General features: G+C 45.4%; 17 protein-coding genes. 1 reads left to right on the top strand and 16 read right to left on the bottom strand.

Annotated elements, in window-relative coordinates; all coding sequences use genetic code 11:
• Positions 1-28: 28 nt before the first annotated feature.
• The 6 genes from AB4Z45_RS15620 to AB4Z45_RS15595 all read right to left on the bottom strand — a co-directional run bounded on the left by AB4Z45_RS15620 (position 29) and on the right by AB4Z45_RS15595 (position 8,334).
• Complete coding sequence (locus AB4Z45_RS15620) at positions 29-1,501, bottom strand: hypothetical protein (protein ID WP_441910248.1); 1,473 nt, start codon at positions 1,499-1,501, stop codon at positions 29-31.
• Positions 1,498-1,839 (bottom strand): hypothetical protein, encoded by a 342-nt coding sequence (locus AB4Z45_RS15615; RefSeq protein ID WP_441910247.1) that lies wholly within the window; start codon positions 1,837-1,839, stop codon positions 1,498-1,500. Before AB4Z45_RS15615 ends, AB4Z45_RS15620 begins: the two co-directional genes overlap by 4 nt.
• Complete coding sequence (locus AB4Z45_RS15610; protein WP_441910246.1) at positions 1,823-2,398, bottom strand: RNA polymerase sigma factor; 576 nt, start codon at positions 2,396-2,398, stop codon at positions 1,823-1,825. The genes AB4Z45_RS15615 and AB4Z45_RS15610 overlap by 17 nt, the downstream gene beginning before the upstream one ends.
• A 142-nt stretch (positions 2,399-2,540) precedes the next feature.
• A complete protein-coding gene (locus AB4Z45_RS15605; RefSeq protein ID WP_339205313.1) occupies positions 2,541-5,072 on the bottom strand; it encodes a U32 family peptidase in 2,532 nt (843 codons plus the stop codon).
• A 164-nt stretch (positions 5,073-5,236) separates the two neighbouring features.
• A complete protein-coding gene (locus tag AB4Z45_RS15600; RefSeq protein WP_441910245.1) occupies positions 5,237-7,162 on the bottom strand; it encodes a stalk domain-containing protein in 1,926 nt (641 codons plus the stop codon).
• A 56-nt stretch (positions 7,163-7,218) separates the two neighbouring features.
• Entirely contained in the window at positions 7,219-8,334 is a 1,116-nt protein-coding gene (locus AB4Z45_RS15595; RefSeq protein ID WP_441910244.1) for a S1C family serine protease, read from the bottom strand.
• 309 nt (positions 8,335-8,643) lie between these two features.
• On the opposite strand from AB4Z45_RS15595, the gene AB4Z45_RS15590 reads away from it, so the two are divergent.
• Positions 8,644-9,612, top strand: coding sequence for a sugar phosphate isomerase/epimerase family protein (locus AB4Z45_RS15590; protein ID WP_441910243.1), 969 nt, complete (start codon positions 8,644-8,646; stop codon positions 9,610-9,612).
• A gap of 64 nt (positions 9,613-9,676) precedes the next feature.
• Here AB4Z45_RS15590 and AB4Z45_RS15585 read toward each other — a convergent pair whose 3' ends face one another.
• From AB4Z45_RS15585 to AB4Z45_RS15540, 10 genes are all read right to left on the bottom strand, one after another.
• Positions 9,677-9,892: a hypothetical protein gene (locus tag AB4Z45_RS15585; RefSeq protein ID WP_076266151.1), complete on the bottom strand. Its 216-nt coding sequence runs from the start codon at positions 9,890-9,892 to the stop codon at positions 9,677-9,679.
• Between the two features lie 297 nt (positions 9,893-10,189).
• Complete coding sequence (locus AB4Z45_RS15580; RefSeq protein ID WP_441910242.1) at positions 10,190-13,975, bottom strand: S-layer homology domain-containing protein; 3,786 nt, start codon at positions 13,973-13,975, stop codon at positions 10,190-10,192.
• 31 nt (positions 13,976-14,006) lie between these two features.
• Positions 14,007-14,960, bottom strand: a complete 954-nt coding sequence (locus tag AB4Z45_RS15575; protein WP_441910241.1) for a hypothetical protein — start codon at positions 14,958-14,960, stop codon at positions 14,007-14,009.
• 1,163 nt (positions 14,961-16,123) lie between these two features.
• The gene (locus tag AB4Z45_RS15570; protein ID WP_441910240.1) at positions 16,124-17,239 is read right to left on the bottom strand and encodes a glycoside hydrolase family 88 protein; all 1,116 of its coding nucleotides are present in this window, start codon (positions 17,237-17,239) and stop codon (positions 16,124-16,126) included.
• Between the two features lie 9 nt (positions 17,240-17,248).
• The gene (locus tag AB4Z45_RS15565; protein WP_441910239.1) at positions 17,249-19,099 is read right to left on the bottom strand and encodes a DUF2264 domain-containing protein; all 1,851 of its coding nucleotides are present in this window, start codon (positions 19,097-19,099) and stop codon (positions 17,249-17,251) included.
• Between the two features lie 16 nt (positions 19,100-19,115).
• On the bottom strand, positions 19,116-20,720 hold the full coding sequence (locus tag AB4Z45_RS15560; RefSeq protein ID WP_441910238.1) for a response regulator transcription factor: 1,605 nt from the start codon (positions 20,718-20,720) through the stop codon (positions 19,116-19,118).
• The gene (locus AB4Z45_RS15555) at positions 20,695-22,500 is read right to left on the bottom strand and encodes a cache domain-containing sensor histidine kinase (RefSeq protein ID WP_441910237.1); all 1,806 of its coding nucleotides are present in this window, start codon (positions 22,498-22,500) and stop codon (positions 20,695-20,697) included. The genes AB4Z45_RS15560 and AB4Z45_RS15555 overlap by 26 nt, the downstream gene beginning before the upstream one ends.
• Before the next feature lie 110 nt (positions 22,501-22,610).
• Positions 22,611-23,969 carry an ABC transporter substrate-binding protein gene (locus AB4Z45_RS15550; protein ID WP_076266158.1) on the bottom strand — a complete coding sequence of 453 codons (1,359 nt, stop codon included), beginning with the start codon at positions 23,967-23,969 and terminating at the stop codon, positions 22,611-22,613.
• Between the two features lie 121 nt (positions 23,970-24,090).
• Complete coding sequence (locus AB4Z45_RS15545; protein ID WP_339205323.1) at positions 24,091-24,915, bottom strand: carbohydrate ABC transporter permease; 825 nt, start codon at positions 24,913-24,915, stop codon at positions 24,091-24,093.
• Between the two features lie 21 nt (positions 24,916-24,936).
• Positions 24,937-25,845, bottom strand: coding sequence for a carbohydrate ABC transporter permease (locus tag AB4Z45_RS15540; protein ID WP_076266160.1), 909 nt, complete (start codon positions 25,843-25,845; stop codon positions 24,937-24,939).
• Between the last annotated feature and the right edge of the window lie 64 nt (positions 25,846-25,909).

Genomic DNA, 25,909 nt, shown 5'->3' with positions numbered 1-25,909 from the left:
ATGCCAGCGAGAAATCCGTGTCAAACAGTTACTCTCCTTCAAGCTTCTCTTTCATTTGCTTCATCAGGTCCTTATCGCTAGCATTGGGAACCCTTACCCGCTCTAAATAAGTCAAAGCTTCCGCTGGATCGCCGTCTGCCTTCGTAATGCCATAATAAATCAGTCTAGCTAGCGGACGCAGTGCGTCATCGTTATCCCCTTCTGACTTGTAAGACGCGATGGCTTCCTCATATTCCCCTTTAATGACCAGCCTGTCTCCAGCAAGCATCCCTTCCTCTGGCATCGTGAAAAACGGGGTTTTCTGGACTAGAGACGTGTAATAGCCGCTAGAGCTCGATATTTTGCGCCCGCCCGCATCATAAGCATCAACTGACCATATGAAATCTCCCCCGGGATAAACCGCGCCAAGCACTCCGATATTAGACAAAGCAACATTTCCTCCCGAGTCCATGCTTTTGCCAAATCCCAGCGTATTTCCTCTGAGTTCCTTCAAACTGTACTCCGCTGTCGTTCCTTTAAAGCGCTCATCCGAGAGCTGTACTGTATTAGCGCCAACAGTATTACCATCTTTAATACGGAAAATGGACGTTATCGAAAGCGTATAGTAATCCGCACCCGGATAGGCATTCCATTCGAATTGCAATTTATCCCCGGTTAGCTGCTCTTTATTAACTGGTGATATAACACTTACTTGCGGTACAAATTGAAAATCGTATGTTTCTGTTTTGCCTTCTAGAGCGCTCACATACTCTCGGTCAGACTGCGTTAAGTAATATCCATTTACCTCAGCAGGGGTGACACCGACTCCAACCTCATACTTATTAGCATCCACGTCATAAAAACGATAAACACCATGCTCATCTGTAATGGCAACCGGGTAATGAAGATAAGGCGGCGTGCTCCATCCGCTTGCATCCTTGCGGTGCAATATAACAAACACATTCGCAGCCGGTTTTTCGCCAATCTTAACTTTCCCTGTTATAGCAGCCTGCTTATCAGGTATCGCCGTTCTTGTACTCAAAATCGCTTGATAGGTTCGCAGCTCCTCATCCGCATGGAATGTACCGGCATTCACATTTGCTTCAAGCTCTGCAAAAAGCCGTTCTGCTTTATCCCACTCCTTGTTCCACATATAAAGCTTGCCCAAATTAAATTTAACCCCATAAATATATGACGACGTTGAATATTGCTCCACCAAATGTTCGAGCCGGTTTATCTCGCGCATACGTTCCTCTGCCGTTCGTTCTCCTCCGCTGGAGGAACTGCTGCTCGGGAAAATAAATATACGATCGTCGCCGCTCGAATCCGTAACCAGTTCGGACGCCTCAGACGCTAATAAAAGTGCAGATTCCGCACTCTCGGTTCGAGGAAACCACTTCCACAAAACATCGTATTTCTCCGTATGAAAAAGGAAAAAGGGAATTAGAAAATAGCAAACTCCCGCTGCAATCATAAGAAAAGCGAGCAGCATGGCCATCGTTTTCACTTTCATTCGTATCATTTTTCCTTCGGCCACCCTTCAAGCAGCTCTGATTCATAATAAACGCCGCCTGCGATCATAATTAACCGATCGCTGCCTTCAAGTTCGGGCTTGGCTGCCATCGTTTGCGGAGAATATACGGATGAAGTTAAACGCTGCCAGCCGATTACGGGTACAACGATACACAGGCATAGAACTAAAACGACAGCAATCCCAGGTATACGCAGCTCCCGATTCCAAAATGAAGGAGGGCATGCTCGGTCTAAAACAGTCTTTTGAAGCTGTTCAGTGAACTGAACACCCGCCAGCTCTATATCCAAATTTTCACGAATGCTTTTTGCATCATGCTCTTGTTTCATCCTGCCAGTCTCCTTCCTCTAATTGCTGCCTGAGCTGTCGCCGTCCTCGCGCAAGCTTACTCTTAATGGTACTTTCCGGCTCACCGAGCACCTGCGCGATTTCTTTAATGGTCAGCTCTTGATAATAATAAAGAACGATGACCTCACGATATTTGAAAGGCATAACCTCAATGGATTCACGAAGCGATGAGGCCAGCAGCCATTGTTCAACTCCCGCATCGGTCGGCGCTTTAAACATCATGTTATGCACGCTCATTTCTTCTCCTGTTCCTGCTCGAAACAGCAGCCTTTTCCAAGAAGCGAGCCGCATCTTGCTGCGGCAGCGATTAATCGTCATTTGCAGCAGCCAGCCGCGCAGGCTTCCATCGCCGCGGTATTGTTTTATTTTTTGAAAGGCGGTTATAAATACCTCCTGGCTCACATCCTCTGCCAAGTGATGATCCTTTAGCAGCAAGGCGGCTGTACGCAAAATATCGTTGCCGTACTGCTCCATCAGCCACTTCAGGGCGGAGCCGTCACCGCCTATCAGTCGTTCAATCGCTCGTTGCTCCGCACTCATCCATTCACCTGCTCTCTCTATAAGTAAAGATGCGGTTTGAAGCGCAAAAGGTTGCAAATCCGCCTTTATAAAATTTCACAGCAAAAAAAATACCGCCCTCCCATTCACAGAGAAGACGGTATCGCTTGAAATTTCGTTAGATTTATTTGACCAGCTGACCACGCGTAACGCCAAGCTGGTTAATAGCTTTCAGGCTGCGCCATACTTGCGTGCCGCTAATTCGGCCATCAAGCGCATCACGGTAAAGAGACAACACTTCAAGCACTTTCTCCGGCGTTTCTTCTAGAAACTCGACACGGAAATTGGATACGCCCATTCCTACAAAATTGCGGATGTACTCAGCACCCGATTGCTCGATTGCGTTGTACACAGTGTTGCGGCAGCCTTCGTCTACGCGAACAGGATGCGCCATGCCAATACGATCCTGCAGGGAAGCACGCTTCTCCTCACAAGGACGTCCGCAGTTTGTGAAGTCAGTTCCTTCACTCATAAAGGTGCAATATACGCAATGCTCCGTGTGGAACATCGGCAAATGCTGATGGATAACCATTTCCAGCATCGACGTATCTGAGCTTTCCAGCAAATCAACCATCTGCTGAATATTCAAATCATACGACGGTGTAATCAGATCAAGACCAACCTCGGTAAACAGCTTCACTGCCTTATGATTGGCTACGTTCAGTGAGAAATCGCCAATCAGCTTAGGAAACGGCTTGTCCGGATTAGCTGCACGGGCGCGCAAGTAGTAATAAAGCGCTCCAGTGTTCCGAACAAGTACGGCATCGGGCTGCAGCTTCAATATATTCGCATGGTAGCCATTTTCACCAGGCATGTGAATGCGCGGCGTAGCCAGAGCAATCGGCTTGCCTGCTTCACGGGCAGCGGCTACCGCTGCAGGGAATTGTTTAATAAACTCAAAATCGGCGTATACATAAGCGACGTCGGTTTTGACTGCTGCCTGCACCTGCTCCAAGGTGCGGCATAGTGCGATCAAGTTTGCATCTTTTCCGCTCTGAGGAGCCAAAATATCTTTTTTCGCCACATCAGCCAAAACAGCGTCCTCGCTTGCATAAATTGCATTCTTCACATAGACAGGCGGCTTCGGACGCTCGCCTGCAAGCAGCTCTACCGCTTCACGGCGCAGTCTGTTCAGCTCACGGATCGGTACGATCAAATCGCCTTGCAGCTCTACCTCGAGCTTCTCAAGCTGATAAACCGTTCCGCCCAGACGGCCCAGTTGATCCTCAAGCAGCGCTGCATCCATCGGACGCTTCTGTGCCTGCTCCAAATCAATCTCTGACGCGACTTCAACCGTCGTTCCCTTCTGCACATCTGTCCACCAGGTACGCATCGGCTGACCAAGCGCGCCCGTCACTCGAACATGAAGCGGGAATACGCGATATGGCTTTTCTGTTTCAAAAGAAGCTCTGAGGCGTCTGTCCAGCGCCGGATCGTTCGTTTTCCACACACGGTCGCCTACATGAACCTTGCGCAAATCAACATCATTGCGTCCAGCAACCAGTTCGATCAATATGCCTTCCTGCGCTTCGCCCTCGATCTTCACGCCTTGACGGCGAATATCGTAAACGCGGCCGCCCTCTTCCTTTTTCGTCGGGTCGCCTGCGTCAAACACAATGCCATCTCCGCGCTTAAGCGGCGCTTCGATCTTGAGCGTAACCGCATCGCGCATAATGCGCTCTACTCGGCCGAGGTAGACACCGCGGCTTTTCGGGAACGTACCCTCAACAAGCATCTTGTTGTTTGTTCCCGACAGGAAACCATGCGTGAAGCCGCGCGAGAAGCTTTGCTGCAGCTCACGCACATCCTCCACAGACGGCTTCGACAAGTCGCCGTCAAAATATTTATCGATCGCGCGCCGATACTTGCTCACGACATTCGCGACATATTCCGGACTTTTGAGACGTCCTTCAATTTTGAACGAGGTTACGCCCGCTTGGATGAGCTCCGGCACAATATCAATCGCCGCCAAATCCTTCGGCGACAGCAAATACGCAATGTCTCCCATCGGCTGTACCTCGCCATCGACCATCAAATCATACGGCAGCCGGCAAGCCTGCGCGCATTCACCGCGATTGGCCGAGCGTCCGCCCCACATCTCGGACGTGAGACACTGGCCCGAATACGATACGCATAGCGCACCGTGCACGAATACCTCCATTGGCAGCTTCGCTTGCTCGCCAATGGTACGAATTTGCTTCAAATTATTTTCGCGGCCTAGCACGACCCGCTCAAGACCAAACGGCTTCGTAAACTCGACAGCCTCTGGCGATGTGATCGTCATCTGAGTAGAGCCGTGAATTGGAAAGTCTGGCGACAGCTCGCGAATCAGCTTCACTAGTCCCAAATCCTGTACGATTACCGCGTCCACGCCTGCATCGATACACATTTCGATTAACTTTTGCGCGTCTCTCAGCTCATCCTCAAATACGAGAATATTAAATGTGAGGAAACCTTTTACCCCGTACGTATGCAAAAATGCCATAATTTCCGGCAGTTCCTCACTGCGGAAATTGTTCGCGCGTGCGCGGGCATTAAATTTCTCCACGCCAAAAAATATCGCATCCGCGCCATTTGCAACAGCCGCTCTCATGCAATCCCAATCGCCAGCCGGAGCCAGCAGCTCTATGTCCGATCTCATTATTGTATCTGTCATTTTAACTATCAATCCCTCTCATTCTTGAAACCTGATTCCACTATCTTAACAAACCACGGACATCTATACCACTACACAATACTGGCATCTCGCTAGCTTTCACGTTTGACGCCTCATTTAAATGAAAAAAAGACCGATTCCCAAATAAGGGAACCGGCCTTCTACTAATTAAAACGAATTGATTGCACGGCGTCGTTAATGATTTTGAGGTTGCTTTCTGTAGCACGCACATCGTTGTAGTAGAAATTAAATACTATATTTCCTTGTGCTGATTCAAAAATATAAAACTCTTCTGTATACGGAATATCATCTTTTGGCTTAGAGGTATGGATAACGACATGCTGTGCTGTTTTCCCATTGATCGTAACCGTATTGGATTGCTTCGTCGTACTTCCCTCCGCGCTGCCTTCCGCTGAATTCACATATTGCAAAAGCGAGTTTACAACGCTAGCCGCTGGTGCATCCGACTCAAAAATATTTAAGCTTCCTGCACTAAACGAATACAAAACATCATCTTCGTTAAAGTTTTTCTGAATTCCATACCAGTAGGTTGGGAGTTCAATAGAATAACCATAAGTAGAGCTGCGTTTTGTTGTTTTTGTGCTGCGGTCAGCCAAATCATAGCTTTCCTCGACATTGCCAAAGTTTTTCTCAATTAAAGCAGTATCAATATCTACGGAAGCCAAAACTTGATTGTACGTAAGCTTGCTCTTCGCGCTATTAGCGGTAGGATACATATAAACTAATGTATAACGGTAATTTCCTGAAAATAAAGCAATCTCATTATAGGTAAACCATGCGTCCTCACCTAACGAAAGCTCATAGCTCAGCGCTACCGCCTTGCCATCAATCAAAGTTACTGGTGTAGTAACGAAGTTGCGAACACTTGAGTTAACAAAATCCTCACGAATTCTCGCTTCCCTCTTTTGTGCCCAATTGTCCATCGTAACGCCTGCTGTTAATGAAGTGAGAGAAAAGAAGAAAAGTTCCTTACCGTTTTGGAACGATGGTGTCGTGCTCTCATAATCTTTGTTCCAATCCGTTGGAAGCTTAACAGTGAGCCCGTAATCCTCGTCTTTGAAGGTGATTACGCCATCTTTTACCTTCGTAACATCCTTAAGCGATTTATCTGCTGTATTAAAGGAAGGAGTAAAGCTGTTTAAGAATGCATCATAGCTAGTCAAAACGGACTTATTCGCACCTTTAGCGCCTACAATAACAATGTAGTACTTATCGCCTTTTTGAATACCGCGATACTCGTAGTTCATTTTTGTTTGCTTAGCGTAGCTTATCACCTTCTCGAAGGTTAAACCGCCTACTGTGATCGTGCGTTTGTCTACTGTAATCTCATCTTGATCATAATAGGAAATCATAAGCTCTCTCTGCTCTTCGACAGACAGCAAGTCATCGCCTACACGTTCCGTAATCACATTCACTTGCGCAGCAACCTTGGAATCATCGGCAGTATCTGCCCAAGTAATAAATTCGCCGTTATCGCTTTGATCCACTTGAATCAAGCCTGCTGGATAATTTAATGACCAGCCATGGTAGCTGTCGCCAATTTTTGTTTTGCCAAATTCGGAATCAATAGATGTGCCGCCAGTAGCAGACGATTGCGCACGCACACCAATAATAATGGTTTCTTTAGTCGCATTGTCAGCTGTAATTTTTGCGCCAAAAGCTTCTACAATAACGCGCAGCGGCACCATTGTTGAGCCTTTAACCGCAACCGGAGCAACAGCTACTGCTTTAACTGCACCGTTCACTTTTACCGTTTTGCTGCCAAAAGTTAAAACAATCTTGCGGTCATTGTAAGTAAGTGTGATTACATTGCCGTTTTCCAATTTAAGTCCTGCGCCAAAAGCATTTGTAATGACTTTTAGCGGAACCATCGTTGTTCCGTTGCTTACAAAAGGAGCCTCTACCGTAGTAGCTTTCCCATTAATTTTGACCGTTTTGCTGCCCGCCTTCAAGCGTACTTCAACCTTATTGTCTGCCTCTGCTGCGAATGCAGCTACCGGCAGCATCGCTAAAACAAGCAAAACCGGCAAGAGCATGGTTAACATTCTTTTAAACATATTTAATCTCATAAACTATATCCCCTTATAATTAAATGATAGCTTTGTTCTAAATTTAACTCTGCCGCCTAACCTTCTACTAATGTCAGCTTGCGGGTAACAAGGTCGCCGTCGATCTGCAGCATTACCTCTACTTGTTGACCCGGCAAATAACTTTTTAGGAGCTCATTAAGCTCCACCTTTGCGGATACTTGCTTGCCTGCAACTTTATAAAGCAAATCGCCAGCTTGGATACCTGCTTTTTTGGCGGCTGCCGATGTCACCGATTTGACTGTTAACGGGTCGGAGGTCGGGATTCCGATGAGCGCAGACCAGCTTTCCTCAAGTCCAAGGCCAAGCGAGGCGCGTTTCACATGTCCGTATTTGAAAAAATGACTCGTTACGTACTGTACGGTATCCGCAGGAATAGAGAACCCGAGATTATCGACTCCTACCTCTACAAATTTTAAAGAATTAATGCCGATGACCTCGCCTTTCATGTTGACAAGCGGCCCACCGCTGTTGCCTGGATTTATCGATGCATCCGTTTGGAGCAGGTTGTATGCCGAAGAAACACTCCGATTCATGCCGCTCAGGATACCGCTTGTTGCCGTATTGCGAAGGGAGAACGATACAGGTGTGCCGATGGCTACAACCGTCTCGCCTACTTGAACCTTGAGCGGTGACGGGGCAAGCTTCGCGATTGGGAGCTTCGACGCCTTAATCTTAACTAATGCAAGATCACTCGCCTCATCGTGATGCGTGCGTTCTGCATCGTATTTCTTGCCGTCTGCTGTAACGACAACCAGATTGGTCATATCCTCAACAACATGCGCATTCGTCACGATCCAGCCATCTGTGCGAATAATAACGCCGGTTCCATGCGCCAATGCATACCTAGGATCTGCCGAGCCAATATCCTTCGGCTTGCCGATAATCGCGACGACGGAAGGCGATACCTTCTTTACAACCGATGGAATGTCGACTGGTGTATACGCGTACGTGTTTGTCTTGGAATCAAACGTACCCGTTCCGCCTAGAGCATTTGTCAATGAGCTTGCTTTGACATAAACCTCTCCATTAATTTTCGCAGCATTCAGCGTATGTGTAGCTGTGTTGCCTGCACCAGCACCCCATACCGTTCCTGCTGCAACAATCGCTCCTAATACAATGAAGCTGCAGACACGTAGCAAGCTGCTTTTCATGAAGCCACTCTCCTAATTTTTGTTCATGCACACCATTCTCTTAATGAAGAAACTATGCTGCATGAAATAGTAGTAATCCGTTGTAATATAGCATAATTTCCCATATACAACAATGAAAATCGGTAGACTTGTTCTCCCAAAAAAATACTAATTATTAATCTCGATTCCTCGTACTGCGCTTGTTTTGTTTAGTTATTATGCGATTTTGCCAAATATGATTTCGGTTATGTGTTCTGAGAATAGAAGTGTTATACTAGATGGGACTACTAAATCAATCCATATCGATGGATTCGGGAGGTAAATGAACAAATGAAATTAGGAGTATTTAGCGTACTTTTTGCACAAAAGCCGTTCGAGGAAGCACTTGACTACATCGCATCCAAAGGACTTGATGCCATTGAAATCGGAACTGGCGGATACCCTGGGAACGCACACTGTGACCTTGATGGTTTGCTTGCCGATGAAGGAAAACTGAAAGCGTTTAAACATGCAGTAGAATCACGCGGTTTGATGATCAGCGCACTTAGCTGCCACGGTAACCCTTTGCACCCTCAGAAAGCGATTTCGTCTGAGCATGATGAGGTTATTCGTAAAACGATTGAGCTTGCTAACCGTCTTGAAGTTTCCGTTGTAAATACTTTCTCCGGCTGCCCTGGCGATCACGAGGATGCAAAATATCCGAACTGGCCGGTTGCACCTTGGCCAAACGATTTCCAAGAAATTTTGAACTGGCAATGGGAAGCGAAAGTTATTCCATATTGGTCTGAGATCGGTAAAATTGCTACAGCTAGCGGTGTGAAGATGGGCCTTGAGCTGCATGGCGGTTTCTCCGTTCACAGCCCGGCTACTATGCTTCGCCTTCGCGAAGCGGCTGGCAATGCAATCGGCGCCAACCTAGACCCGAGCCACATGTGGTGGCAAGGAATTGACCCTGTTCAAGCGGTACATATCCTTGGACGCGCTGGAGCTATCCATCACTTCCATGCTAAGGATACGACAATCGATCCGATTAACGTAAATCACCACGGCGTAACGGACATGCAATCGTATGCCCTTATGCTTGACCGTGCTTGGCAGTTCCGTACAGTTGGTTATGGCCATGACCTCAAAACATGGGCAGACATCCTTAGCGCACTTCGTCTAGTCGGCTACGACTATGTTGTGAGCATCGAGCATGAAGACGGCCTAATGTCCGTTGATGAAGGCTTCACGAAAGCTGTTCAAAATCTTCAACAAATTCTTATCCGCGAGCCGCTTGGCGAGATGTGGTGGGTTTAATTTCTAGCAACAAAGAAAAAGGTCTGCCGGACTTGTCCGGCAGACCTTTTTTCTATGTATGCTGTTACGCCATCCAAACCTTTGTGATCATAATGAAATCAATCAACAAAAACAATGCGAGTGAAACGGTTGTAAAACCGATCGCAAAAATGTTTTTCTTCGGACGAGCGGTCAGTAGTCGAACCAGTCCGATTGCGATCAATACGGTAAAGGCCAACATAAACCAATCGAAAGTTCCAATTTTACTTGCTGTTTGAGCTGCTGCTTCTGCCAAAAACATGAAGGGACCTCCTTTTTTTCGCACGTAACCTATTTTACTATATGTTAGCTTTTTGTGGCTCAAGGCGCAAGTCCGAATCTTCATTCGTAACAACTTTGTCACGATTTACTAAAAAAAATGAATCTTTAGCTTAGAGCCGGCATTTTACTAATAAGCCCTCATCTATAAATTGTCCATCTCTACCAAGATCTATAACAGCATTTTGACGATACTGAATGAGTCTACACCCTTGATGAAATAATAAAATAACTAAAAAAGGAATCGGGAAGTATTTCACTCTTCCCGATCCCTAACGAGCTACTTGCTATTCAGCAATGCTATAATTAAAGTCACCGCTTCTGCCCTTGTTGCCTGATCCGCAGGAGCGAATATGCCGCCATCTCTGCCTTGAAGTAGTCCCGCTTTGAATGCTGCTGCCACATAAGGTTTTGCCCAATTTGGGATTTGATCAGCATCTTTAAACGATAGCTCGGCATTGTTCTCTAGAGGCAGCTTCTTCGCACGGACGATCATAGCTGCCACCTCTGCGCGCGTAATCGCTTGAGCCGGACGATACGTGTTATCCTCGAACCCGCTTGCGATACCTGCGTTCACTACACTCGCAATATAAGGTCTTGCCCATGCAGGAATCATGTCGATATCTGCAAAATCAGCGTCGCCTTTTTCTTCTAGATGCAGAGCTCTTGCCAGCATTGCAGCAAATTCTCCGCGCGTTACACTTGCATTTGGACGGAAGGAATTGTCCGTATAGCCATTAATGAATTTAAGCTTAATCGCTTGCTGTATGGCATCCGATGCCCAGTGTCCTTCGATGTCAATCAGTACAATGTCCGTTGTCGGTTTCTCAGGATCTTTTCCACCTGGATTCACCGGATCAGGATTGGTTGTTCCGCCTCCCGGTGTACCACCGGGTGATGATGTATCCACGTTCGTTTTCACGACAACACTTGGACCATCCTCACTCCACTTGCCGCCTGCGTTGCCCGCTTCAATCTTGAACGTGTAAGACGTATCCGCAGATAGTCCGCTTACTTGGTAGCTATACACACTGCCTGCAACGCTCGCCAGTTTGACGCCATCCTTGTAAATGGCATATTCTGTGATGCTTGGCGCATCGACAGCCGGTGTCCAGTTTAAGGTTACTCCCGTCTGCGTCACATTCGAAGCGGTCACTACTGCGTTTTCCCATGCTGGCGCCTTTGGCTCTGGTTGTTTTACGTGAAGAGTCAGCGCTTTTGCCCGCAATGGAACTAATTCACCCGTCGAAGAATATTTAATATTGTCGAAAGCAAATGTACGTCCATTTGCACTATCCCATAAATAACCGAGTACGATTCTGTCGAAGCTTGCAATCGCTGCCGTTGTTTTCACCAATTGCCCATCGATATACATCTTTAAATCTGTACCTGATGTGTAATCCCACTTCAGTTCATGCCAACCGACGCTTCGTTTCACAGGAGTGGCTTCCCATGCGGTTGAAGATCCGCTTGCCCTTACTGAATAATACTCCAGCGACCCATAGGTGCCGCCGTCATACAATAAGCCCATGCCTGCAAGCAGGCTGCTTCTTGCATTTCCGACATGCGCGACAACCCGCGTCTTCGAGCTTTCGGAGCCGTCATCATAAAGCATCATCGATACGACGCCCTGCTGCTTGCCGCCAAACACCTTTTGAATGGCATTGCTGCCGTTTCCAACAACAAATAGCGCACTTTGATCGCCATGATAAGCGACCTTATCCGAAATGCTGCCCGTCGTAATACTCGTACCAGTCTCTGGCATGAAGTCATTCCAACCGTTCTCGAAGCTCTCCGAGTAGACCAAGTCCTTGTATTCCTGCACCTTAGCAGAAACCTCAACCTCAGTGACTCCTGCTAGATCGCCGATCACCTCAAGCTTGCCTGTCAACGAGTCTATGACGACATTCTCATTATTCGTCGCATACTCTACTTGATGATAATCCGCATATTCAATCGCATTTTGATCCTCCGTCACGCCGTCAATTCTTAGCTGCAGCGTAGTCTTCTCCTCCGACAGCTCCGTTTCGTCTGAAGCAACAAGGTAGGATACAACCTTTGAAGGCGCATGAACAATGACTCGCGCTTCAGCTTTCACATTCGGATTAATAGTGCTTTCAGCTGTAATGATCGTTTCGCCCTCAAGCAGCGGGGATACAAAACCTTGCGCATTAATGGCGGCCACTGCAGGATTGCTGCTCGACCATTTGATTCCTTTAAACCATGCGTTGTCTGGACCAACCGAAGCCGTCATCTTCTCGCCTCTATGCTTTGCATGAAGCTCCAGCACAGGCTTGTCAATGACAATCGTTTGCGGCATTACCTCTGGTGCCTGCTCGCTTGGCGCATCATTCGAATATTCATGCGCTCCGATATCCACATTAGCTGCAGATGTGATCGCATTATTAAAGAAGTCTTTTGTTGCAGGTGCCCATACCGATGGCGTCAATGCTGTCATATCCATCCCTGCATCGATTGCCGGTGAGCCTGGCAGCAATTTGTATCCGTTCAATTTCTCTACATCAAATGTGCTTTGGCTAGCATTAATGATATCTTTGGGCTCTTCACCCGCTCTTGCGAATTGCGGACTTGCAAACAAGTTTTGATCCAATGATAATCCAGTCAGCTTCAAATCCTTGTACTCGCTGCCCGGATAAAAAATATTATTTTTCACTTCGCCGCCAGCAAAGCGGTCTTGTCCAATCGTTGTATTGGCCTTGGAGTAAAAGATATTATTATACATTCTTAAGTATTTTCCAGGATCGCTGATCAGCTTCGTCTGCACCTGCGCATCCGTAAAGAAAGTATTGTTATGAATTAATGGAGCATCTCCAAGTGTAGTAGGAAGATAATGGAATATATATCGACCATCTCCATCATTTACACTAATATTATAGCGAACGAGAGAGTTTGTTGAGCCGCTCATAAATAATATGAATCCACCACGGTTGCTATGGCTGTAGTTATATTGATAGAGAGTTCCTTCGCAAAACATATCTACGTCAAAGGCCTGCCCATCATTGTAGCCATAAATACCGCCATATACTTCATTGTATTGAATGACCATATCCTTCACGCCAATGACCCATAGGCCGGCATAATTGACGTTGCCTACATTTTTCGCCGAATGCCTGACGACCGTATTGTATTCCATTCTGCCGTTGCTGCCCACGTTGCTCATAACGAAGCCGTCACCCTGCACATCGGCAACATAGTTATTATTGAACACCACATTTCGCAGAACTCTCGGGAAATTTGCTTTCGTATCGCCTTCTCGGTAAAGACCCGCATTTCGAATGCCTTCGATATCGACCCGCTCCACCGTATTTCCTTCAACGAGCACATCCTCAATATTGCCAAGAATCAGAATGCCGCCGCTGCCTACTTTCCAGCCCGTAGGGTTGCCATCGACATCGTGGATATAGTTGTTCTTCACTACGATTCCTCGGTGCGGGTTAGCTTCCCATTCCGTTACATTGGTTGATGCTGTTCTAATATTAATCCCTGCCCGCTGCGAGACAACGTCAGGATTTTTATTCGTTAATTCGAAGTTGTGAAACTGCAGGTAGCTGCCGTCCACAACGTCGATCGTAGCGGATAATGTTTTATCCTTCACGCCTGTATAATTTTGAATAATAGCCGATTTCTCAGTCGTTGTTGTTCCATTGCCGTTAATGATTGGTCTTACAGAAGGATCATCACTGCCATATTTATCGAAGATGATCGGTGCTTCCTTGGTGCCCGATATTCCTCTTAGCTTCAATGAGCCATTCCATACATCGCCAGCCTTGAATAAAATGCGATCGCCAGGCTTCCAGCCTACGCTGTTAACCTTCTCTAGTGATGCCCAAGCCTTATCCTCCGATTTGCCATCATTATCGTCATTGCCCTCATTGCTGACATAATATGTCGAGCCTGCTACCGTCTGCTCTGCTATGGCTAGCGGCTGCGAATCCTCCGGTGGTACGCCCGTTTCCTGTGCTGAAACAGCAGGAATCGCTATTGTCGTTAAGAGTGCGACTAATAGAACCATGGATACAAGCTTTTGCTGCATATAATGCTTCAAAAAAATCATCCTCCTATTATTTTTGATAGACTTACGACATGAACGTTATTTTAGGAAACACCTCCTTATTAAATTCAATCGTCGACTGTTTCAAACGCTTGCTCACTTCTTCTTCTAGCCGCTCCTGCACATGCAGTTGAATGACGGCGTTCTTAACATCCTCATACTTTTCCATGCCTTTATCTCGCTTTGCTAGAAGCCTATACCTATACATTCCCTCGCCTGATTGATCGATATCGCTATACTCGCCTTCCGAGAGGCCAAGAAATAGGGTGTAAAGATTTTGCGATAGTGTATCCTCTTTGGAGGTTTCCGCCAGATTAAGTGTCAGCTGCTCCTTCATACCCACTTTGCTATCCAAGGAAATTTTCTCGTAATCGAATTCATACCCTTTGTGAAAATACTGCTGCTTCACCTTGTCATAATAAAGTTTAAGCTCTTGGTCGGGCAGTGAACGTTGGGCTTCCTTAGCCCATTTATCGATGAGCTTCTGAACGTTCATGCTTTGATAATAGGAGTAGTACTCTGCTTTCCCATACTTCTTGGGGCCGTAAATAGGCTGATTGTTAGCTGCTTTTTTTGCTCTATCCTTATTTTCTTGATCATAGCTCTTCAAGAACGCTTCGTAAGAAATGGCACTGAGGATACCATTCTCCTTCAAAATGATTTGCTCCATTTTCACCTTCACAAGCTCATCCATAGCTTTTTGCTTCGCATACTCCAGCGGGTTTTCACCGTTGAACGATGCTGCCCAAAAATCCTTGTCATAATCGGCATTGTAGGTTCGCTTGAAATAACTTGTCGTTAAAGCCTTGTTGCTTTGTAAAAAAGCTTGAAATTCACTTTCCGATACATCGTAATCATCGATAGTAAACACAGTCTTATCCGCAGGGTATAGAGCAGGCATGTTACCAAGCGATAATGCTCCTGCAATAAGTACAATAAGCATGCTGCATAAGACGAATAACAGCTTTTTCCCTTTCACGTTATCCTTGCCTCCTCCCTCTATGTAAGCACTTACAATTAAACTTTGTACTATTATAGACAGAAACCAAACTTCGCTATAATGAACAGATTTGACTGATATCATATAATTTTTACCTATTGCTAAAAATGCAGCTAAACCGCTTTGCCAATGCATCAACATAACCAATCCATTTCCTCCCCTCCATAAAAAGGAGCTGTCTCAAAAGAGATTAACTCGCTGTAGAGATAGCTCGATACGATAATTGAAAAGATGGCGTTACCGAGATTTATTCCTATGACGCCATTTTTCTCTTTTTGGTCTGTTGATGCTCGATTAAGCAAACGGTGGGCAAGCGAATTTTGGAGTATAGATGAGGCGGGAAGTGGAGCTGTAAACACACATAGGTTCTTACAGCGTGTGAAATGGCTAGGCTTGCTGTCTGTAAGCGCATATATGCGCTTATAGAGTTGCGGCGGCGTCTGATCGAGGCGGGAATTGGAGCTGTAAGCACACATAGGTTCTTACAGCGTGTGAAATGGCTAGGCTTGCTGTCTGTAAGCGCATATATGCGCTTATAGAGTTGCGGCGGCGTCTGATCGAGGCGGGAATTGAAGCTGTAAGCACACATAGGTTCTTACAGCGTGTGAAATGGCTAGGCTTGCTGTCTGTAAGCACATATATGTGCTTACTGCGGTGCTGAGGCGTCTGATCGAGGTGGGAATTGGAGCTGTAAGCACACATAGGTTCTTACAGCGTGTGAAATGGCTAGGCTTGCTGTCTGTAAGCACATATATGCGCTTATAGAGTTGCTGCGGCGTCTGATCGAGGCGGGAGATGAAGCAATAAGCACACATAGGTTCTTACAGCGTGTGAAATCGCTAGGCTTGATGTCTGTAAGCGCATATATGTGCTTACTGCGGTGCTGAGGCGTCTGATGAAGAGGGAATTGGAGCTGTAAGCACACATAGGTTCTTACAGCGTGTGAAATGGCTAGGGGTGCTGTCAATAAGCACATATATGCGCTTATAGAGTTGCTGCGGCGTCTGATCGAGGTGGGAAATGAAACAATAAACACGTATATGTTCTTACAGCGAATAAATCGACTAGATTTGTTGGAGGATGCCCCTGAAGCTTAACGCTTTTGGGACAACCTCTTATTTATCAATATATGAATGGAACTTCTACCAATACCCTTTAATTCCATTGTTCATACGAATTAACGCTTCTAAATAATAATAATCGCCCCAAATCATATAATCATCCGGCGCGCGATCGCCTCGCACATGATAAGAGCCATGCTTCAGCAGCCCCTCCGCATTCGGAAGATCTGTTGTTGCATAATGCTGAACTAATGAATTCATGCTGCTATGAATGGCTTTCTCGAATATAGCAAGGTCATCATCCTCTTCAGCAAGCAGCTCCATCAGCTCCAACATGCCGCATACGGCAATTGCCGATGCTGAGCTGTCACGAGGCGTATCCCATTCCATCGGTACATCAAAATCCCAATAAGCGACATGATCCTCGGGCAAATGCTCAATAAAGTAATGAGCCAGCCTTTGGGACGTCTCCAAAAAAGCGGCATCCTTTGTATAGCGATATGCGAGGGCAAATCCATAAATGCCCCAAGCTTGCCCTCTTGTCCAAGTCGAGCCATCCTCATAACCTTGATGAGTCCCGCCTCGAAGCGCATGACCCGTCTTAGGATCGAAGTAAAACGTATGATACGATGATCGGTCGCCACGAACCAGAAATTTTTGACTGGCACAAGCATGTTTGTAGGCAATATCATAATATTTTTGTTCGCCTGTCTGTTCATAGGCCCAGAACAATAGTGGAAGATTCATTAAACAATCAATGATCATTCGTCCCCCGTTTTCCGGGTCATCCTCTTTGCCCCAGGCTTGAATGATCCCTATCCTCGGCCGCCAGCGTGAATAGAGCCTTTCAGCAGCTTCAAGCGCCACCATCCGGGCCTCTTCGCTTCCTGTCACTCGCCACTCTGCAACGGCTGACAACGAATATAGGAAACCAATATCATGATGATCGAGCGCTACATGGCGATCAAGCCGGTCTTTAAAGCTCGGCAAAAAGGACTGTGCTGCTTCCTTATAGAAAACATCTTCACTAGATTCATAGGCAAGCCACATCATGCCAATATAAAAGCCTTCGATCCAGTCATCATTCTCTCCCCACTCATAACGCTGCCCCTCCGAAATATGCGGCAGCTTGCCTGGATGTTTACCTATATTTTGCTTCACTTTAACTATCGCATCGTCAATTGCTGTTTGCCACATCACTATTTATCACCTCAGAAGAATGTCATTATGAAGTATATTTCCGATTATTACTTTCCCCGAGCTTTCCCGCTCAACGCTAGGAGGGTTTAACCACTCCAGCTCGTTCTCTTTGCTGTTCGTCGCACCAAAGACAGCGGATATGAGTATATGCTCACCTTGAGTCAAACGAGCGGTTAGCGTGGGTATCATCGTTCGAGGCTTAAGCACATTTGTATTCGCCTCTGGATAAACCATCATCGCTTGTTCGAAGCCGGAAATGTTAATCATTCCACTCATTCCATCCGGCATTTTTGCCAGCACGCCTCCCGTTGCCGTTAGGACAACTGCTTGATCCTTTGCGTCACCTGCCAACGTCTGAACCGCAAATCCACCCTCGGCGACATCAAGCTCGCGCTCCGTTTTGATTCGATGTACACGAACATGCCACAAGCCCGCCGGGATAATCCATGTCTGTATCTCTACATTTGCCCATGGCAGCCAGCGGGAGTAGACCGATTGCTCCTGAATTCGGAATTCCTCACAAAATCGCCGAACTCGGTAATGCTCATCGCATTCACTTAGCGCAAGTGTCGAATCATAGGCCCCCTGCGTAAGCCCGTAGTAACCTTTTGGCACGCTGAAGCCGAATAAGGTCGAATAGGCGAATTTCGAATATTTTGCCGCGCTATGCGACATATCGAAGTTAGCCATTTGGCCTGAGCCATAGGCAATAACATGCTTATGACCTTCCGGACGGCTAATGGTCATACGTGCATGCGGCTGAGCGACAAGCGGCTTAAGCTCAGGCAATGCCTCTTCCTCTGCCTGCCAGAAGGGATGCTCATCCGGCAAAGCTAAAATAAGAAATGCTTTATACGACCAATAAGGAGATCCTGGCGCATTATAGCCTTCGCCCATCAGTAAATTCGGATAAGCATATCCGATACTTAGCAAGCCATCAGGCGTAAAGATCGGCTGTGAGAACCACCAGCGCAAATGGCGCATAATAATGCCTTTCATCACTCCCATGGAGTAAGGCAGCACATCCGCAAATACTAACGCACTCCAGAAAGAAACTTGTGCAAAACGATACGTGAGGCTGCGCCCGAATGGGATGCTGCTTCCATCCTCCGCGAACCAATGTATGAAATCCTGAGCGAATAGACTTGCACGCTCACGGTAACGCGCAGCCCGCTCCGCATCCTCTTTCTCCATCAGCTTGGCATAGAGGAGTCCATAATAATGCATGGCGAACGGAATATAATAGTCCCGCTGATCCGTCTTCCCATCCGAATACCAGCCGTCGCTTAAGTAATAGGAATCAATAGTGTCCAGGTAGGTGTCCATTATGTCCTGATCGTGCGGCAAACCTACTTTTTGGAAGCCCACATTCACTAGCACCGTAAACATCAGCCAGTTATTCGGATTGGAACGATCAACGAGATTTATTTGATTAAGCCAGCGGTATACATTGTCTTTTTGCTTGTCAGTTAGCGGTTCCCATATTTTATGGGGAGCAAGCGCGAGTCCTAAGCCAAGAATAGATTGCTCTACCATTCTCTGGTCTTTCGTTCCGAAACTGCCCCAATACTCCTCATGATCCGGATCGGTTCCGTGAATGATGCCCTGTACATACATCGGCCACAGCTCTGATTCTCCCCCGCCGCAGGCATGCGGAACTAGTCCCCATAATGGACGGGCAAAAGCTTCCATCAAGGCAATAGCTTCACTATGAATCGCTCCTGTCGCACCGAGATCCAAACCTGCGTATCCGGGAGTGAAGCGCTCCTTCAACGGTTCAAAAGCCTCGCTAACCGCTTGCTGCAAATCTGCTTTCAATTGTAATCTCACCTGATCTAATTCTCTCGTTGCTGCCATAAAAGCTCTCTCCGTTTCACTCAAAATGACCTTTGCTCCAAACCGAATATTCGCTAGGTCTCATGCCCATCTCACGTTTGAACAACTTAATGAAATAACTTTTGTTGGCATAACCCAAATAATCGGAAATCTCTTCAACGCTTTTGCTGGATTGCTGGAGAAGCTCCTTCGCTTTCTGAAGCTTGACCATATTGACATATTCGATGAAATTTTGATTTGTCTCTTTTTTAAACAAGCGGCTAAAATAACTGGAATTCAAGTTCAAATGGTTAGCCATATCCTCCAGCGTCATTTTCTCCGTTACATGCGACACAACAAATTGCTGTGCTTTGATCACTTCCGTACGTTTAGAGCTGATCGCATATATACTTAGCCTTCTGGATAGCTCATTCAAATGCTGGATCATCCATTCTTCCAAATGATCTAATGTTTCAATCGCATTCACCGCATCGTACAGCTTCTCTTCCGATAAGAATGGGTGATACTGCAGTGTAACTTTTGTTTTCATTTGCAGGTCCATGAGCAGCTGCAGCACTAATTCCTTTACGTTGCTCGGATGAAACCTTCTTGCTCGAACCTCATGCGTCCACTCCACAATCGTTTTCCGCAGCTCGTCTGGTTCATTTAAAGCGATGCTTTGATTGATGCTCGCAAACAATTGAGAATACTCTGTATACATATCATCTTTGGAAAATGACACCACTCCGAAATGGTGTACTGCCGATTCTTTGAGATAAAAGCAATGCTCCGGCTCTTTCAGCATCGGAAGCAGGACCCCTTGCATTTCTTTCGGCCCTCTCGTTTCTCTTCCTTGTATACAGGAGACGGATATTTTTAAATACTTGTAGATCACGGCAATAGCTTCCTGCATCGCATAATAAATCTCTTGCTGCTCTTTGGCTGGATCATTGCTGCCGTACAAAATAACTAACTGCTTATTGCTATAACGAAAGGTCACCCAACGTGAAGCATCCAATAAGTCGTGCAAGACGTTTTCAACGGAGAACGCAATCGTATAATCGTTCAACTTCCTGTTGCTTGCAACGGTCGACATGCGATCAATAATAACGACTAGTGGAATATAGCTTTTGGCATCGAGTGAAATACCGTTCGTCCGAGCTTGCTCCAACCATGCTTCCTTTGTCCAATAGGATTGAAACAAGGTGTCTTTCAAAAACTTTTCTTTAAACGCGGATTGATTCTTTTGCTTGTACAACACCATATCCGTCGCTTTTTTGTTCTCTAATTGCAAATCGGTCACGATATTTTTCAATATGGCTTGTAGTTGCTCGACATCCAAGCTTTCTTTCAAAATATAATCTTTCACATTCAATTTCAGCGCTTGCTGTGCATATTTAAATTCATTGTGGCAGGACAGAACAACGGCTCTGCCTTTTGGATTAATTTCACAAAACTTCTCAAGCATCTCAAGCCCGCTCATTTTTGGCATGCCAATATCGGTTAGTATAATATCAGGCGGACTCTGGCATGCTGCCTCCCAAGCCTCAAGACCGTTTGAATAACAGCCGATCAAATGGATATCAAGTTCATGCCACAAAACAGTTTGAGAGAGATAACGTACTACCGGATAATCATCATCCACTAGAATTGCCGTCAACATGCTGCGCACCTGCTCTCTTACACTCGAATGGGAATATTAATGTTATCTTCGTTCCGACACCTGACTCGCTCTCAATTGTGGTTTTGACATACTCTCCATAAACGAGCCGCAGCCTCTGAAACACATTTTTTACGCCGATGCCCGAAAAGCTTTTATTTTCGCTTTCCTGCGGGTCGCGTACATCCTCACTTTTCGCTTGAAGCTCTTTCAGCTTATCTTTAGTCATTCCAATTCCGTTATCTCGCACCACAATTCGAAGCAGCTCACGTCCATTGTCATGCTCTTTGTTCGCATCGATAAATATTTCACCGTCAAATTGTTCGAATCCATGAATGATCGCATTCTCTATTAACGGTTGAATCATGAATCGCGGAACCAATGCTTGCTCGCAGCCAGCCTCAAAGTTATAAGCGACTCTTACTTGATTGGCATGCCGGAAATTCATAAGCTTCACATAATGGAGCACGGTGTCTCCCTCTTCCTCCAGAGGAATAAACTCATTATCCCGATTAATCGTCATTCGCAATAAAGAGGAAAGCGATTTGATTAATTCCGCATTCTCCTGATCCCCTTGAATCAGTATATTGAGCCTTATCGAATTGAGCAGGTTAAACATAAAATGCGGATTAATTTGAGCCTGAAGCATTTCTAGCTCCGCTTTTCGTTTTTTCGCCTGCTCTAATGTAATTTGCTCGAACATCTCTTGAATGCGATCCAGCATAAAATCTATCGTTTTCGCTAAATGGCCGACTTCGTTATGCCCGCGTATATTATTGCGCTCGTCGAGCTGACCACGTCCAATTTTCGTAACAAACACGCTTAAATCACGAATAGGCTTCGTTAATGCAGATATTCGGATTGTCAACAGCACGAAAAATAACGAGAAGAACAACGCTTGAACGATGAAGCTAACGAACAACACCTGTTTGTTTTTATCAATGGCCGCAGACATTGGAATAAGGCTAACGACCCGCCAATCGTTGCTCTCTAATTTTTGCTCGACATAAACATATTTTTTTCTTTCGATTTCGATCGTTCGGCCCATCCCCTCCGGCTTCCACCAAAGCAGCTTTTCTCCTATTTTGGATGGGTTCGCTTGCGAGATCACGACGCCGTTTGAGTCTAACAAAAACATTTCCTGATTCTCATTTGTTGTAAGATAGGGGCGTATTAAGCGCTCATTTATATTAACGATCATATAGCCAATTGGAATACTTGCCGTCTTCTTGATCGGTCTTCCCATCGTTACGTAATTCGTCGTCATCTTGTCTGTTTGAATTTGTTCGCCAAGCCAATAGGTAGAAAATATCGGCAGCTCATTTAATTGATGAAACCATTTTCTCTCGTACCACAATCTCGGGTTCAAATCACTGTGTGAATAGTTTGTATAAAAGGGTTCCTTCACCCCTAAAATCGTAACTTGAAAATCATTTTTTTGAATAAAAAGATCATCCAAAATTCGCGACAGCTTACTGAAATTAACCGCATATTCCTGCTTTTGCTCCTGCAGCGTTAATTCAGCTTTGTTGACCATTAGCATTTGACGTATTTCAGCATTCATTAACACAAAATTCGATAAATTCAATGTCTGCTCAAACACGCTGTTAATTTCTGATTTAGCAACCTTGAGCGAGTCTTCCGCATTCATGACCACTTTGTCCAAAATAATATCTTTCGTTAAATAGTTGGTGACGAGGTAAATAACAGCTAGCGGAATGACAAAACAAATCAATGCTGACCAAACTAATTTCATCCGTAATGAATCTTGTCGAATTAACACAAGTGCAGGCCTCATATCTGAATAGAATAGGGACAGAAATTGATGCTCTTTCTGTCCCAAAACATTGTAAGCCCTTTAATACGAAAGATCAATTTCAATAAAACTCGTCATTAATTTCCGTTATTCTTAACAACCTCTGCGATATTTTTATCAATGTTTGCAATCGTTGTATCCACGTCTTGTTTGCCTAAGATATACAATTCCGCTTCTGGAATAACTGTATTTTTCGCTTCATCTGCATATTTGGCAGGTACTGGCGCATTTCCTGGAACCGTAGTGCTCATCGTATATTTCAATGACTCTACATCGATTTTTGAAGGATCTTTTGCAGCCGCCACAATGGTATCGATAAGCTTGCTGGAATCAGACTTCGCCCAGCCGGAGAATACACGGCCGCTGACAGCAAGACCTTCAGAGGTATACCATCTTACAAAGGTGTAAGCCGCTTCTTTATTTTTCGATTTCGCCGCAACTCCCATATAAGTCGGTTGTACTGGGGAATAATGTTTGCTTTCGCCATCCAATTTCGGAAGCGGTGCGAATGCAGTTACGAAATTAGCTGGAATGGCATCCGTACCTCCGGACTCAGCTACCATCCAGTCACCCATCGGCAGCATTGCGGCTAGACCGTTGAAATATTGGTTGCGGTAAGCAAGCTTTTGCGAAATAATATCCTCGTACATATTAGCGCTCTTGTCTTCATACATCATTTTTTTCATCATTTCCAAGTTTGCTTTAAGCACAGGGTCCGTCGCATTGGATGTGCCATCCGCTTTCAGGAATGTATTTTCCGAAGGCTTGCTCATCATTTGCAATTGGAAGTAATCCGGCCAGTTATGCAAATAAGCTCCATAACGTTTCGTTGTTCCTTCGCCCTTCGTTAATTTTTGCGCATATTCCATAAACTCTTTCCAAGTCCAGTCCGTTGGAACGGGCAATCCAGCCTCGTCGAGCATTTCTTTATTCAAAAGCACGAACCAACGCTGCATGGAGGAAGGCAAAGCGTAAATTTTATCGTTTACCTTCGTGTCTACCAGGTACTCGTCTTCGTATTTATATCCATCCTTTTCGATATAGCTATCCAAAGGCTCCAGCAATCCAATATCTGCGCGCTGTGAATAGTTCGTGTAAGGCAATTCGATAATATCAAGCTGATCATTGGATGCAGCCATTAGATCCAGCTTTTGCATGGAAGCAATGGAATCGCCTTTTTCATTCAAGAGGTCAAGTTCTACCTTAATATTCGGATGTTTTTCTTCAAAAGCCGAAATAACTTCCGTCCACTTTGCCTTGCCGTCCGTTTGCCACGTGCTTAGCTTCAGTGTTACTTGCTCTGCTGCTGGCTCTTTTGGAGCATTAGTCGCGTTTGTCGCGCCGCCAGCATTTGAATTTCCACCATTATTGCCCCCGGAACAAGCCGATGCGAATACTGCTAACCCCAATAACATCATCGATAATCTCTTTTTCATCGTAACCCTCCTAATATTTATAACACGACTAGTTATGAAAACGTCTACAAACAAATCCTACCACGTTCATTTCTGATTCGAAGTTCCCATATTTTACTGAAGAGAAACTATTTTGACTTTGTTACCCTTTTACACCGCCAAGAGAAATGCCTTCGATAACCTGTTTTTGACCAATCGCAAAAATAATAAGCAAAGGAACGATCGCCGATACTGCGCCTGCCATCATAAGGGAGTAAATATCACCATATTGGTCTCCAAAAAGCCTAATGCCCAACTGAATCGTAAATAGATCCTTCGACTTCAAAAAGATAAGCGGATACTGGTAATCATTCCATGTCCATATAAATCGCAGAATCGCGTAGGTCGCTAGACCCGGACGAATGAGCGGCAGCGCAATTTGAAAAAAGGAACGAAAATGGCCTGCACCATCCATGCGCGCCGATTCCATATATTCATTATTTACGCCCATAAAAAATTGTCTGAGCATAAACGCTCCAATAATACTAAAGCTGTTAATAAGAATAAGACCAATATGCGTATCGATGAGGTTCAACCAGTTGAACAATAAAAATTGCGGTACCAACGACGCTTGTGGCGGCACCATATATAAGGCAAGAACAAGAAGGAACATCGTGTCTCTGCCTCGGAAACGCAGTTTAGAGAAGCCGAACGCTGCCAGTGCACATACGAATACATTGATCACGGTTGTCGTTAAAGTAATGTATATGGAGTTCGTGTAATACCGGAGAAACCCTCCTGTCCACACTTGTTTGTAATTTTCGATCAAATGCCACTTCGTTGGAATCCATTCAATTGGAAAGTTGAACACATCTGCTTCCGGTTTGAATGAGGTGGTCAGCATCCACAAGAATGGGAGCAGCGACATCATGCCGAAGGCTGCCATAATAATTGTCCATACGATTTTGGACACATTCACATTTTTCATTGCCAATTCCTCCTTCCTGAATTAATAGTTCACCCATTTTTTTTGTGCGAGCATCTGCAAGCCTGTTATTGCTAGGCAAATGACAAAAAGTACGAGAGCCATACTCGATGCGTAGCCTGTTTTTAATTGATTGAATGCTGTGTCATATAATTCATATACGATAACGGTCGTTGAGTTAGCGGGACCGCCCTGCGTTAACACTTGAATCAAATCGAAAATTTTGAAAGTACCAATAATTCCAGTTACGAGCAGGAAGAACGTAGTTGGCGATATGCAAGGCACCGTAATTTTACGGAATTTAGTCCAAGTATTCGCGCCGTCAATGTCAGCTGCTTCATAAAGATCTTTCGGTATGCCCTGCAAGCCAGCTATGAAAATAATAATGTTATAGCCGAGCAGAATCCAAATTTGAATCATCATCAAGGATGGCATCGCATAGTCGATATCGGCCAGCCACTTCGGTGGATTCTCGAATCCGATCGAAATTAAGAAATTGTTTACCGGTCCATACGAAGGATGGAAGAGCACCTGCCATACCATAGCTACAGCCACAACACTAGAAATGTACGGTAAAAAGTAAACGACTTTAAACATATCCTTCAAGTACACATGCTTATCAATAATGATCGACAGCACCAATGCCAGTACGATCGTAATGGGCACCGTAATAATGAAGATGAGATTGTTTACTAAACTTTTCATAAAAACAGAGTCATTAAACAGCCGTTCAAAATTATCAAAACCTACAAATTTTATTGCATCAATTCCCGCAACAAAATTCCAACTCGTAAAGCTAAGCAGCAGTGATCCTAATACAGGAATCAATGTAAGTACAACGAGTCCGATCATTAAAGGAGCAACGAATAAATAGCCTGCAATTTGCTCCCTTGCTCCCATACTGAGCTGGACTAACGTTTTTTTCTGTCTCATGAAGCTCCTCCTTCAAACTTTGTTTATATGCTTCATTTTAGAAAAAAAACGGGAGGCTCATAAG

This window comes from Paenibacillus sp. MCAF9 (assembly GCF_052114265.1).
Taxonomy (GTDB): Bacteria; Bacillota; Bacilli; order Paenibacillales; family Paenibacillaceae; genus Pristimantibacillus.
This window is presented reverse-complemented; position numbering and strand designations above follow the sequence as displayed.